13 protein-coding genes are annotated in these 12,860 nt (G+C 61.0%); 4 read left to right on the plus strand and 9 right to left on the minus strand.

Going from position 1 to position 12,860, the window contains the following annotated elements:
• Position 1 precedes the first annotated feature (1 nt).
• Genes EPZ47_RS25410 through EPZ47_RS25420 form a run of 3 tightly spaced genes read left to right on the plus strand, consistent with a single transcriptional unit; the run spans position 2 to position 3,157 of the window.
• A complete protein-coding gene (locus EPZ47_RS25410) occupies positions 2 to 235 on the plus strand; it encodes a PP0621 family protein (protein WP_135847227.1) in 234 nt (77 codons plus the stop codon).
• Positions 225 to 1,814 (plus strand): two-component system sensor histidine kinase NtrB, encoded by a 1,590-nt coding sequence (locus EPZ47_RS25415; protein ID WP_135847228.1) that lies wholly within the window; start codon positions 225 to 227, stop codon positions 1,812 to 1,814. Before EPZ47_RS25410 ends, EPZ47_RS25415 begins: the two co-directional genes overlap by 11 nt.
• Positions 1,811 to 3,157: a sigma-54-dependent transcriptional regulator gene (locus EPZ47_RS25420; RefSeq protein ID WP_135847229.1), complete on the plus strand. Its 1,347-nt coding sequence runs from the start codon at positions 1,811 to 1,813 to the stop codon at positions 3,155 to 3,157. Before EPZ47_RS25415 ends, EPZ47_RS25420 begins: the two co-directional genes overlap by 4 nt.
• 85 nt (positions 3,158 to 3,242) lie before the next feature.
• Here EPZ47_RS25420 and EPZ47_RS25425 read toward each other — a convergent pair whose 3' ends face one another.
• From EPZ47_RS25425 to EPZ47_RS25460, 8 genes are all read right to left on the minus strand, one after another.
• Complete coding sequence (locus EPZ47_RS25425; protein WP_135847230.1) at positions 3,243 to 3,608, minus strand: DUF6124 family protein; 366 nt, start codon at positions 3,606 to 3,608, stop codon at positions 3,243 to 3,245.
• Between the two features lie 781 nt (positions 3,609 to 4,389).
• On the minus strand, positions 4,390 to 5,490 hold the full coding sequence (gene thiO, locus EPZ47_RS25430; RefSeq protein ID WP_135847231.1) for a glycine oxidase ThiO: 1,101 nt from the start codon (positions 5,488 to 5,490) through the stop codon (positions 4,390 to 4,392).
• Positions 5,491 to 5,544: 54 nt separating this feature from the next.
• Positions 5,545 to 5,946: a type IV pilin protein gene (locus EPZ47_RS25435; protein ID WP_135847232.1), complete on the minus strand. Its 402-nt coding sequence runs from the start codon at positions 5,944 to 5,946 to the stop codon at positions 5,545 to 5,547.
• 10 nt (positions 5,947 to 5,956) lie between these two features.
• Positions 5,957 to 9,058 (minus strand): pilus assembly protein, encoded by a 3,102-nt coding sequence (locus tag EPZ47_RS25440; protein ID WP_135847233.1) that lies wholly within the window; start codon positions 9,056 to 9,058, stop codon positions 5,957 to 5,959.
• Positions 9,045 to 9,521 carry a pilus assembly PilX family protein gene (locus EPZ47_RS25445; protein ID WP_135847234.1) on the minus strand — a complete coding sequence of 159 codons (477 nt, stop codon included), beginning with the start codon at positions 9,519 to 9,521 and terminating at the stop codon, positions 9,045 to 9,047. The genes EPZ47_RS25440 and EPZ47_RS25445 overlap by 14 nt, the downstream gene beginning before the upstream one ends.
• 10 nt (positions 9,522 to 9,531) lie before the next feature.
• Positions 9,532 to 10,245: a PilW family protein gene (locus EPZ47_RS25450; protein ID WP_135847235.1), complete on the minus strand. Its 714-nt coding sequence runs from the start codon at positions 10,243 to 10,245 to the stop codon at positions 9,532 to 9,534.
• Positions 10,242 to 10,703: a type IV pilus modification protein PilV gene (pilV, locus tag EPZ47_RS25455; protein ID WP_135847236.1), complete on the minus strand. Its 462-nt coding sequence runs from the start codon at positions 10,701 to 10,703 to the stop codon at positions 10,242 to 10,244. Before pilV ends, EPZ47_RS25450 begins: the two co-directional genes overlap by 4 nt.
• The gene (locus EPZ47_RS25460; protein WP_135847237.1) at positions 10,700 to 11,182 is read right to left on the minus strand and encodes a GspH/FimT family pseudopilin; all 483 of its coding nucleotides are present in this window, start codon (positions 11,180 to 11,182) and stop codon (positions 10,700 to 10,702) included. Before EPZ47_RS25460 ends, pilV begins: the two co-directional genes overlap by 4 nt.
• Before the next feature lie 87 nt (positions 11,183 to 11,269).
• On the opposite strand from EPZ47_RS25460, the gene EPZ47_RS25465 reads away from it, so the two are divergent.
• Positions 11,270 to 11,809 (plus strand): GspH/FimT family pseudopilin, encoded by a 540-nt coding sequence (locus EPZ47_RS25465; RefSeq protein ID WP_135847238.1) that lies wholly within the window; start codon positions 11,270 to 11,272, stop codon positions 11,807 to 11,809.
• Here EPZ47_RS25465 and ispH read toward each other — a convergent pair.
• Positions 11,763 to 12,710: a 4-hydroxy-3-methylbut-2-enyl diphosphate reductase gene (gene ispH / locus EPZ47_RS25470; RefSeq protein WP_135847239.1), complete on the minus strand. Its 948-nt coding sequence runs from the start codon at positions 12,708 to 12,710 to the stop codon at positions 11,763 to 11,765. The two genes, EPZ47_RS25465 and ispH, sit on opposite strands and share 47 nt — an antisense overlap.
• Between the last annotated feature and the right edge of the window lie 150 nt (positions 12,711 to 12,860).

Here is a 12,860-nt window from a genome sequence, read left to right on the forward strand (position 1 = left end):
CATGCTTCGTCTATTGATTTTGTTCGCCGTCGTTGCCTCCGCCATATGGATCTTTCGCGGGATGAAAAACAACGGTCGCACCTCACGCCCTACCCAAGAACAAGACGCACCGCCCATGGTCCGTTGCGCCCATTGCGGCGTACACCTGCCCCGTGACCGGGCCCTGGCTCTCGAACAACAGTGGTATTGCAGCCAGGCTCATCTCGAGCAAGGCCCGGGCAGTCGTGATCGCTGAGGCCTCGAGCCCCCGCGTCAAACAGGCGCAGCGCCTGCTGCGCCTCTATCACCTGTATCGCCTGAGCATCGGCATCACCCTGGTGCTGTTGATCTCCAGCAAACTGGACAATCGTCTGCTGGAGTTCGCCAACGACGACCTGCTGCGCAGCGGTAGCTGGTTGTACCTGGTGCTGAACATCCTGCTGGTGGTGTTCCTTGAGAACACTCGCCGCCCTGCCCGGCTGTTTGGCCTGGCACTCACCGACGTGCTGTTGCTCTCGTGGCTGTTCTTCGCCGCCGGCGGCGCTCCCAGCGCCATCGGCAACCTGCTCATTGTTTCGGTGGCCATCGGCAATACGCTACTGCGAGGCCGCATCGGCCTGTTGATCGCCGCTGTCGCCACGATCGGTATCGTCGGCTCGAGTTTCTTCCTGGACCTCGGCGATTCGAACCGTCCCAGCAGTTATCTGCAGGCCGGAACCCTGGGGGCGCTGTGCTTTGCCGCGGCCCTGTTGGTACAAGGCCTGACCCGGCGACTGGAAGCCAGCGAAACCCTGGCCGAGCAACGCGCCAGCGAAGTGATCGGCCTCGAAGCGCTCAATGCGCTGATCCTGCAACGCATGCGCACCGGCATCCTGGTGCTCGACCGCCAGCGTCGGGTGCAATTGGCCAACGAGAGCGCGCTGAACCTGCTGGGCATGCACGATCTGGTCGGCCAGCAGCTCGACGATTACTCCATCGCCCTGGTCGAAAGCCTGCAACTGTGGCGCAACAACCCCAGCCTGCGCCCGCCCAGCCTGACCGTTACCAGCACGGGCCTGACCCTGCAACCGAGCTTCATCGCCTTGGGCCACAACGAGCAACATCAGATCCTGGTCTTTCTCGAAGACCTGGCCCAGGTTGCCCAGCAGGCCCAGCAACTGAAACTCGCCTCCCTCGGGCGCCTCACCGCCGGCATCGCCCACGAAATCCGCAACCCCTTGGGCGCCATCAGCCACGCGGCGCAATTACTGCGCGAATCCGAGGAACTGAACGACGCGGATCGACGTCTGACGCAGATTATTCAAGATCACTCCCAACGAATGAATCGCGTCATTGAAAACGTCCTGCAGCTGTCTCGCCGCCAGCAAACCACGCCGCAGCGCCTGGACTTGCGGGCCTGGCTCGAGCAATTCGTGCGTCAGGCCCAAGAAAACGCAAGCGAGCACCAGCAGTTGCACGTGAGCATCGACCCAGGCGACTACACCACGCTGATGGACCCCGACCAGTTGACGCAAGTGCTCGACAACCTGCTACGCAACGCCTGGCGCCACAGCGCGCAGGTCCATGAACAGGCCGAGGCCTGGCTGAAACTGTTCATCGATCCCCATAGCCAGTTATCCACGCTGGACATCATCGACAACGGCCCTGGCGTGACGCCGGACCAGCAGGTGCATTTGTTCGAACCCTTCTTCACCACCAGCAGCCAGGGCACCGGCCTTGGGCTCTATCTGTCCCGTGAGCTGTGCGAAAGCAACCAGGCCCGCCTAGACTTCAAACCACGCCAAGGCGGCGGCTGCTTTCGCATCACTTTTGCTCACGGACGGAAACAGATTTGAATACTCGCTCACGGCAACGAATCCTGATCGTCGATGACGAGCCGGACATCCGCGAACTCCTGGACATCACCCTGGGCCGGATGAAACTCGACACCCGCAGCGCCAAGAACCTTACCGAGGCCCAAGCCCTGCTGGCGGGCGAAACCTTCGACCTGTGCCTGACCGACATGCGCCTGCCCGATGGCACCGGCCTGGAACTGGTGCAACACATCCAGCAGCGTTACCCGCAACTCCCCGTGGCAATGATTACGGCCTACGGCAGCCTGGAAACCGCCATCGACGCCCTCAAGGCCGGGGCCTTCGACTTCCTGACCAAACCGGTCGACCTGGGTCGCCTGCGAGAACTGGTCACCAGCGCCTTGCGCCTGCCGCCGATCGCCACGCCGGTCGCCACCATCGAGCGCTGCCTGCTGGGCGATTCCCCGCCGATGTGCAGCGTACGCAAACAGATCGAAAAACTCGCCCGCAGCCAGGCACCGGTGTACATCAGCGGTGAGTCAGGCTGCGGCAAGGAACTGGTCGCCCGGCTGATCCATGAACAGGGTCCCCGTTCCAACCAGGGGTTTGTGCCGGTCAACTGTGGGGCAATTCCCACGGAGCTGATGGAAAGCGAGTTTTTTGGCCATCGAAAAGGCAGCTTCAGCGGCGCCATCGAAGACAAACCCGGGCTGTTCCAGGCCGCCCACGGCGGGACGCTGTTTCTCGATGAAGTGGCCGACCTGCCCTTGGCAATGCAGGTCAAACTGTTGCGAGCGATCCAGGAAAAGGCCGTGCGCGCCGTCGGCGGCCAGCAGGAAGAAGTGGTGGATGTACGCATCCTCTGCGCCACCCACAAGGACCTGGACGGCGAAGTGGCCGCCGGGCGCTTTCGTCAGGATCTGTACTATCGGCTGAACGTCATCGAACTGCGCGTCCCGCCCTTGCGTGAGCGTCGCGAAGACATCGAACCGCTGGCCAATCACATGCTCCAGCGGCTGGCGGCCAACACCGGTAGCCCACCGGCCAGGTTGCATCCCCAGGCGTTGGACGCTCTGAGGAACTACCGCTTCCCGGGCAACGTGCGGGAACTGGAAAATATGCTCGAACGTGCCTACACCCTTTGCGAACAGCAACAGATTGAAGCTGACGACCTGCGCTTGGCCGAGAGCAGTAGTGCTATCGACGCCGGCAACCCCGATTTGATGCAGGTCGACAACCTGGAAGATTACCTGGAAGACGTCGAGCGCAAGCTCATCCTCCAGGCCCTGGAGGAAACCCGCTGGAACCGCACGGCGGCGGCGCAGCGGTTGAAGTTGTCGTTTCGGTCGATGCGGTATCGGTTGAAGAAGTTGGGGTTGGATTAAAGCGCGGTCCTGAAGCCCCTACTTACCCCGTGGCGAGGGAGCTTGCTCCCTCGCCACAGGTTTTGTGGTTGCCTTGGCAGCTCTTCTAGCCTTGCGCCACCGGCACCTGTTTATCCAGAACTCGATTGGCCAACAACTCGCTCAGCTCAATCAACTGCTGCACTCCCAAGGCAACATGTCGCCGCGAGCCTTCGAGCTCGAAGGCCAGGTCGCTGACCGTTGCGTTGGCAGAGGCCAGGGTTTCGCTAAGGTTGGTGAGGAGGCATTCGGTGTCGATGCTGTCCACGACAGTGAATAGCTGGTTTGAGGCGGGTTTCTTTTTGGCTTCAGGTTTTGGGCCGAGGTAATAGTCGAGGGCACGCTGGGCGGCTTCATCGAGTTTTTGAGAATCGAGCCCGCCATGGGCTGACGAGGGATCGGTTTCGGGGGGATTGGGTGTGACTTTGATCATCGTGCATCTCCAAGTTTTGGAGCTGCCACCGATCGCCGCGACGCGATTGGGAGTGGCAGCTGTACGCAGGTTCGCGGACCGAACTTGGAGCCTCCGGCATACCCGAAGGTATCCCACGCACAGCCAGCCATGACGGAACGACAAATACCGAAGCACTGTCGTCGACTGGAATTATGCACCAAGTTAGCGGGCCGCGACGCCCGGACGCTGAATTGGCAGCGACGGAAAAAGGTTAACGAGAGACCTTCCCACCCGGCAACCGCCAGAACTCGTCGGAAAATTCGGTTTGAATTAGGACCTTGTCCGACCATTCCCACAAAGTCTGGTCAGCTGTAAGGGCGGTGTGTATATCCGTTTCTGCGGTAACGGCTGCTGACGGTTCCGCCCTTACGGCGGCTCACTTTTGAGAAGCGCAAAAGTAAGCAAAACGCTTTATGCCCCACCACTCGGTGCCTCGCTTAGGCTCGGCATGCCCGAACGAAGGCATTGCTCCGTGGGCCCGCCGCGAAGGGCCATCCATGGCCCAGCGCGGCTATCCCGGCATCCATGCCGGGATGCCCACTACGCAATGCCTGCGTTCGGCCATCGTGGTTAACGGGGCGCCAAAATCTACGTCCTCCGCGAGGCGGCCTTATAGCCGACCTGACTCTTGGTGAGACCGCGTTTCTCCTGTGGGAGCCAGCCTGCTCGCGATAGCAGTGGATCTGCTTGCATCAGCGTTGGATGTGCCGCCGTCTTCGCGAGCAAGCTCGATCCCACAACTGGATCTGAGTATAGATCCTTACAACCGCCCCGCCGGCGCATAAGGCACAGGATCAATCACCGGCTCACGCCCCAACATCAGATCAGCAAACAACCGACACGACGCCGGCGCCAACACCAACCCATTGCGATAATGCCCACAGTTCAACCACAGCCCCGCAAACCCCGGCACCTCGCCGATATAAGGAATACCTTCAGGCGATCCAGGCCGCAACCCAGCCCAGTGCCCAACCACCTCAGCCCCCGCCAGCGCCGGAATCAGCTGCTGGGCCGAAGCCTTCAGACTCTCCAGCGCTTTATCGGTCGGGGTCTTGTCGAAGCCTTCACGCTCCAGCGTGCTGCCGACCAAAATATGCCCGTCACGACGCGGGATTGCATAACGCCCCTTCGCCAGAACCATGCTCGGCAGAAAATCCGCCGCGCACTTGTACAAAATCATCTGGCCCTTGACCGGCTCGACCGGCAACTTCAGCCCCAGGGTCTTGAGCAGCTCACCACTCCAGGCACCAGCCGCCAGCACCACCTGATCGCCACGAATCTGTCCCGCCGAGCTATTCACCCCAACGATACGCTCGCCATCGCGAATGAACCCACTGACTTCACAGTGCTCATGCAGCGTGACATTGGGCAGCGCCTGCAACGCCGCCTTGAGCGATTTCACCAGCCGGGGATTACGCACATTGGCCACGTCAGCCATGTAGATCGCCCGGGAAAAACCCGCACCCAGTACCGGCACCGCATCATGGACGGAGGAGATATCCACAGCCCGCAATGGACGCCCTTCCCGTTCGGCCCAGGCCAACGCCTCGACTTGATCGTCAAGGTCCAGCCAATACAGGCCGGTGACGTGCACCTGCGGATCGATACCGGTAGCTGCGAGCAGACGCTGCCCCAGTTGTGGATAAAAATCCTGCGACCAGTGGGCCAGCGCAGTGACCGCCGGGCTATAGCGCCAGGGATATAGCGGCGACACGATACCGCCGCCGGCCCAGGACGACTCCTGGCCGACACTGGAACGGTCCAGCAGCACCACGCCTTGCCCTTCGGACGCCAGATTGAACGCCGTCAGCAGGCCGATGACTCCGCCGCCGACAATCACCACTTGCTGTTGCCTGGTCATGTTCTGATTCGACTCATAAGACAGAGGGTGCAAGCGTGCACCCGAATAAAAAACTCAGCGGCCCCAGCAATCCTTGGCGGTCAGCCCGGCGGCCTGGTTGACCATGTCTCGCGTGCCCGTGTTGTTGATCCTGAAATCACCGCACTTGTCCGTGGCCATGGACGAACCGCTCTTGCGCACGGCGGTCAGGGTGAAGCTCTGGTCCGCCAGTGTCTGGGTAATGGTATAGAAATCGTTGCCGCTGCTCAGGCCGGTGGCGTTGGTGTAGACGTTGTTCTTCGAGTAGTAACGTTCGAGAATCTGCGCCTGCTCCGACAATAGCCCGGCAACTTCAGCGCGTCGGCCCTTCTTCATGTACTCGGTCAGGCTCGGGTAGCCGATGGTGATCACGATACCGATGATCGCAATCACGATCATGATTTCGATCAAGGTGAAACCCCGGTTGGATCTGCGCATAGCTTACCTCTCACTGTATTTGCCGCCACATGATACGACGGCTGCCACCCACGGATTTTTCCAGCAGGTCGGTGATACCACCACCGGAGTCATTCACGATCATGTTGGTGGCCCCGCTGGCGCTGACCACAGCGCTCAAGGTCGGGATACCACCGGTGAAAACCACCCCGCTGGAAATCGTGTCGGCGCTGTTGAGCGTGCCATCACCGTTGGTGTCGAGCACGGCATAGTTGAGCATCTTACCGTTGAACGCATCCAGTTCGATCAGTTTGCCGGTACCAAAGCTGGCACACGGGTCAGTGGTGTCTACAGCGGCCGTGGTAAAGACCACGCGCCCGAGCACCAGATTGGCCGGATTGATCACCCGCTCCCCGGTCAGCACATTGTTGTACACCAAGGGCAGGTACCAACCTTTCTTCGATGGATAGTTCACATCGGTCTGGCTGGTGGTCACGAATTGCCCCGTGCTGCCCGAGAACACCCCCGTAATGGACTGGGCCTGCAAGCTCGACACCGTGATTTGCCCCGCCCCGCCAGTGGCATCCCAGATTGAGTAGAACCCCTGCAGATCCTTGTTGAGTTTATCCGCCGTCTCATTGAATTTACCGGTGCCGAAAAAGACCTGGGTGCCGCCCTGGGGGTTGTTCGCCAGCAGCGGTTGAACGGTGATCGGCTGGGTCGCGCCACCGGGCGCCGTGAACAATGGCTGACCGGAAAACGCTACGCCCCAGGCGGTTGGAGAAGTGCCGCTGAGGTCAAACTTCCACATCCGTCCTTTCAAGTCGCCACCGTACGCAGCCTGCACCACGTTCTGGGAGTTGACCCGCAGCTTGACGGACGACAAGCCATTACCGGTCTCGCTGCTGTTGATCACGATTTTCCTGATCAACGAACCGTCGCGGATATCCACCACGTACAACGCCGCCACACCGCTGTTGCTGCCGTAGCCATTGGAGATGAACGCAGCCCAGCGGCCGTCCGCCAGGCGGGCGACTTCAGGGCGGGCATAGGCGTAGCCCAAATCATTGAAGGCATTGGCGGTGTTGGCAACCGTCGGCGCGCTGATTTCCCACAACGCCCGCAACACATCGCCCGCCGCCGCATCGAACAGCTGAACCGCATAGAACGTTTTGCCCCCGGCACCGGTTCCGCCCAGGGCCACCGTTTTCCAGGCACTCCCCGACTGGGTATCGAATACACCGATCTGTCCATCCACTAAAAACTTGTGGCTCACGCCATTGATGTAGTTGGTGTCGGCAATGTCCTGCAATGACGGCAGCACGCTTGACGGCATGTAGGCGTAGCGCCGGGTACCGTTGGCGCTGTTGATGACACTGAAAAAACCATCGTTGGCGTTCACCACCAGGTTGGTGTCCATGTTCGCCGCCTTGGTCGTCAGGTAGGTGCTGTAGCTGGTGTCGTTCAGCAAATCCGCAGCGGTCTGCTCATTGGGCGATGCCAGCACCAGCGGCGAATTGATGATGTCCCCCAGCAACACGCTGCGTACCTTCAAGCCGGTTTTATTGACGCCCTTGCTCCACTCCACCAAGTCGTTGCCGGTGATCCCCGTGGGCAGGTTCTGGCTGAGGCTGGTTTGCTGGGCGGGTGAAAAATTACCGTAGGCCAGTGTCACTGGCGCGTTGGTCGCCGTGTTCCAGGATTGATAGATCGGCGCCGTGGCGCCGGGCACGATCACGGTGTCGGTAGTCCATTGCACCGCGGCCCTGTCGACCGTGCCTGCCGGGGTGAAGCCAAACGCCCGGACAGTGCCGCGCCAATCCTTGGGGTCATAGGTGGTCTGGTAGTAACTGGAGGTGCTGGACACCGTGGCGGCGTTGGTGGTGCCAGCGCCGCCGGACCCGGCCTTGGAGGTGATGTCGCTCAAGGCAGATGACAGGGCATCGTTCAGGCCTGCGCTGTCGCTCGCCGGATAATACTTGCCCGCGCCGTAGCGGGCAGCATCGGACAGCATCGTATTGGTGACGGCAAATCCCACCGTGTAGGTGTTGAGGTACTGGCGGGGGAAATCCGCAGCGTTCCAGCTTTGGCCGGTGGCGTCGGTACCGGTGGAGCGCATGTCGATGTCGAAGGCGAACTTGGCGATGTCGTCCAGGTAAAGCGTGTCGCCCTCCGCGTCACCGTTACGGTTAGCACCGTCGTTGGTGCTGATGCCATCCCAGTTCGGCAGACGGGAACCGCCTAACGGGTCGTTGGTGGGAAAGGTGCGGTCATAGGTGGGCAAACCGTCGGTGATCACCACGCCGAAGTTTTTCTGGCAACGGTACTGGATCGGGCTGGTGTAGGTACTCGGTGTGCCGTTGTAGTACGGCGCCATGCCCCTGAAGTATCGAGTGACCTCGTAATAGCTCTCGGCGAGCGGCGTATTCGCGACAGCGCCCAGGGCGTTAATTGCGTTGATCAGCGCGTTGTAGTTGCTGTTGGCCTGGGTCTGGGTCACGCTGCCGCTGACCGGCGACAGGTCGCTGACGGCGCGGGCAATGTAGCCCCCTGGACCAGAGTTGCTGAAGTTGGGCGGGTTGAAGGTGGCCAGACCGATGCGCAAAGCGCGGTTGTTGGCGACCAGATCGTTGGAGACGTCCCGTGCCACGTTGATTCGATAGTCGGTGGGGATCGAGCCGGTGGTGAAATCCCGGTTCGAGCCGTTGGCCAGGGTCACCAGATACGCCAGGTACTTGGCGGTGTAACGGGTATCACCGCTCCCCACCGGGTCCGGCAGCCGCAGACAGATTCGGCCAAGGCTGGGCCGATAGAAACCGTACCAGCCAGACGAGCAGCCGCCACGAAACAGACTCAATAACAAAATGTTCGAGTCTTCCGGATCCAGCTCATACCTATCGTTGCAATTGTTATTGGCGTTGCATGCATAAGTGCGCGTTTGCGTCACCGTCGGATCAAACCCCGCCGCCCAAATAATATTATTCATACTCCCCGAGTCATCGATCAGCAGCATCACGTTCGGCGTAACGGCGCCGGCACTCAGCAGCGGCGAGTCCGAAGGCGTGAAGGCATAGGCCGGGGCCATCAGGTAAAGGCTGAGCAACGCCCCCCATACCATCTGCATCCAGCCACGGCGCACCTCAGTATTTCGCATAAATGCTCTCCACCACGCTGCGCTGGTTATTCCCCACCACAGCCACCGCCGTGATCCTGTACAGCGTCGCCGAGGTATTGCTGGGCACATTGACCGCCGCGAGCGTGGTGCCTATGTTCTGCACGCCATAAAACCCACCGGCGGCGGCAACCCAGAGCACACCCGAAGATGAACGTCCTGCAGCGTTAACGGTCGCCGACTCAGGCGGCGGCGCGCATTGGATCGTGGTGGTACAGACTGGCAAGGAATAGGTCTCGACCTGCACCGCGCTCTCACCGATCCTCAACGCCGCCTCGGCCACCTGGAAAGACTGGTTGCGCAACATGACGCTGCTGGTCATTTTTTCCTGAAGGGTGGCGCTCTGCATCGATGACAGGCCAATCAGCGTCAGGAGCAGCAGGAAAACCAGGCTGACCAGCAAGGCCATGCCACGCTGGCTGTGCTTGATAGGCGTCGAATTCATCAGTCGCCCCTCACAAAAGCCGGTTGCGCAAAGCGGCAACCACGTTGAAGGTCTGCTCACGCACCGCGTTCTTCGGATCAAAGAGCGTCAGGGTCAGGCGCACGCTGCGAATCAGCGCAGGATCCGTTGGATTGCTGCTGTAACTCGACGCCGCGATGTCGGTCGCGCTGCTGGCCACACCGAACGTCACATCGAAGGCTCGGACGTTGTCCACCAGCACCGCCAAGGTCGGGTTACCGGCACCTGTGCCCATCGACAACTGGTTATTACTGAAGCTGTAGATCAGCCGCCGTATCGGAAACGCCATCTGCCCGGCCGCCGGTACCCGTACCCCGGTGTAGGCCGTTGCCGAGGTGCGGCAATCGGAGACGACGGTCCAGGTCGGCGCGCCACCGCCACTGCCGACATCCGTCGTCACCAGGGTCAGTTTCAGGTTGGCGTGATCCCAGCGGATCGGGGTGATCTGGCTGGCATTGAAATCATTGGCCGTGGAAGCATCGGTAATGGTCCCCAGGCAACCGAACATGCCCACCATGCGAATCTCCTGGACCATTTTGCTCAGGGCAAACCGTGCGTCTTCCTGCATCACCGCCGCCGCACCCTGGCTGATGTAGGTGTTCTTGGCGGCAATGAAAATCTGCACCACGCCCAGGATGACGATCAGGCTGAGCACCAGCGCGATCATCAGTTCGATCAGGCCGAAACCCCGGCAATGCCTGTTCATGGCGGCGTCCCCACCGGGTCGACGGCGACGCGGCTGGTCAGCACAAAGCTGCGCCGCGCCTCGGCTGCGTCGGCCGTGTTGGCGGCCCGGGCATCGTCCCAGGAAATGGTGATGGTATAGACCCGCTGGTTCAACCCGATGGTACCGGTGGCCGTGGCGCCGCCGAAGGCAATGATGTTGGTCTTGAAGTCGTAGAGGTCCTGGTCCCGGGCGACGCTGAGGTTTGGCGAATTGGGTGGCGTGACGGTGTAGTCGGCGCCGGAGTTGGCGCGGATGCGGTCCAGCATGTCATAGGCGATGAAACTGGCCTGGCTGGTCATGCGCGAGCTGTCGGTGTACTTGAGGGCATTGAGTTGGATCATCGCCGCCCCCAGCAAACCCACGCCGAGGATCAGCACGGCCACCAGCACTTCGATCAGTGTCATGCCCTCCTGCGCCCTTTTACTGCAATCCTTCATCCGCAACTTCCACCCAGTACGATTCTTCCATTGAGGCAAACACTCAGCGTCCTGCTCTGCGCCCCTCTTACATAATTGAAACTCACCGACGTGGCCGGGGCCGACAACCCGCCAAGGTTGTTGAAGTCTATGTTGGTCACCTCTGAGGTTAGCGTCAGAGTGACGCCACTGCCCATCGCTGGAACAACCCGCAATACATTGGTCGGGGAGGCCGGGTTGCCAGTGTTGTCATACACCATCAATTCACCGCTCCAGGCACCGCCCTGGGCCGTGGGGCGAATGCGTGTGGTGATACCTCGGTCGATCGCTTCCATCCGGGCAAAGTTCAGCGCCCTGCGCAGATCGCCGATCTCGGTATCGGCCTTGGTGCTCTGCATCGACCCGGTAAACGCCGGCACCGCCAGGGTGATCAGGATCAGCAGCACGCCAAGGGCCACCAACACCTCGATCAGCGTGAAACCTTTTGTACGAAGACCCATCGGTGCCCTCCGTTGCCGTCGGCTATACCTGCTTGTACACGCTAGAACAAACCCTCGCCACAACAAGCTCTCCAGGGAGGAGACGTTATGTATCAACAAGGCTTCAGCCTGATCGAACTGCTCATGGGACTGGCAATTGCGGCAATTGTTCTGCCGTGGGCCGGCTCCGGCTACAAAGCGCTGATCGAATCCACCGAACGCAAAGACGCCGCGCTGCTATTGGCCAGCGGCTTGCGCAGTGCCCGCAGTGAAGCCATCACGCGCAACCGAACAGTCGTGATCAGAGGGATAGACAATGATTGGGGCCGGGGCTGGCGGATCACACTGGACGACGATGAGAAGACATTGCTGATGGAGCGCAGCGGCCGCGCCCGGGTGATTGGCAACTGGCCGGTGAAACGTTCGGTGAGGTTCAGCAGCCAAGGCGAAGCGCTACTGCCCAGCGGCGCGTTCCAGGCCGGCACATTGCATGTCTGTGCCAAACGCGAGCCGCTCAGCCACCATCAGGTGGTGCTGGCGCGCACCGGACGCATCAGCCTGCGCAGCGAGAAAGCCGAGCAGGCCGTGTGCGAAAAAGGACTCAAAGCAGGGAACGGACACGTAGCTCTTTCGGCATCGAGAAAGTGATGTTCTCCTCGCGACCGGCCAATTCATCGGCACCGGTTGCGCCCCAGGCCTGCAATTGCTGGATCACACCACGCACCAGCACTTCCGGCGCGGAAGCTCCGGCGGTGATGCCGATCCGCTCGACGCCGTCGAACCAGCTGCGCTGCATGTCCTCGGCACCGTCGATCAGGTAGGCCGGGGTGGCCATACGCTCGGCCAGCTCACGCAAGCGGTTGGAGTTGGAGCTGTTCGGGCTGCCGACCACCAGGACCACATCGCATTCGTTGGCCAGTTGCTTGACCGCGTCCTGACGGTTCTGGGTGGCGTAGCAGATGTCGTCCTTGCGCGGACCACCGATGGCCGGGAAACGAGCACGCAGGGCGTCGATCACCCGACTGGTGTCGTCCATGGACAGGGTGGTCTGGGTGACAAAAGCCAGGCTCTCGGGATTACGGACCTGCAAGGCCGCAACGTCCTCCTCGTCCTCGACCAGGTAGATCGTCCCGCCATTTTTGGCGTCGTACTGGCCCATGGTGCCTTCGACTTCCGGATGACCCTCGTGACCGATCAGGATGCACTCACGACCGTCACGGCTGTAGCGCGCGACTTCGATATGCACCTTGGTCACCAGTGGGCAAGTCGCGTCGAATACCTTCAGGCCACGGCCGGCGGCTTCGGTGCGCACCGCCTGGGAAACCCCGTGGGCGCTGAAAATCACGATGACGTCGTCCGGGACCTGGTCCAGTTCCTCGACGAAGATCGCCCCGCGGCTACGCAGGTCTTCGACGACGAATTTGTTGTGGACCACTTCGTGACGCACATAGATCGGCGGCCCGAAGACTTCCAGGGCGCGGTTGACGATTTCGATCGCCCGGTCCACGCCGGCGCAGAAGCCACGGGGGTTGGCGAGTTTGATTTGCATGCTGTGCCTCGTGTCTTGCGCGCAAGAATTGCCTGTTGATCGAACCAAGGGCTCGGAAAACATGGAGATCGAATGTGGGAGCGGGCTTGCTCGCGAAGAGGGCCTTACATTCAACATTGATGTTGGCTGACACTCCGCCTTCGCGAGCAA

Origin of the sequence: Pseudomonas viciae (genome assembly GCF_004786035.1) — a bacterium.
GTDB lineage: Bacteria > Pseudomonadota > Gammaproteobacteria > Pseudomonadales > Pseudomonadaceae > Aquipseudomonas > Aquipseudomonas viciae.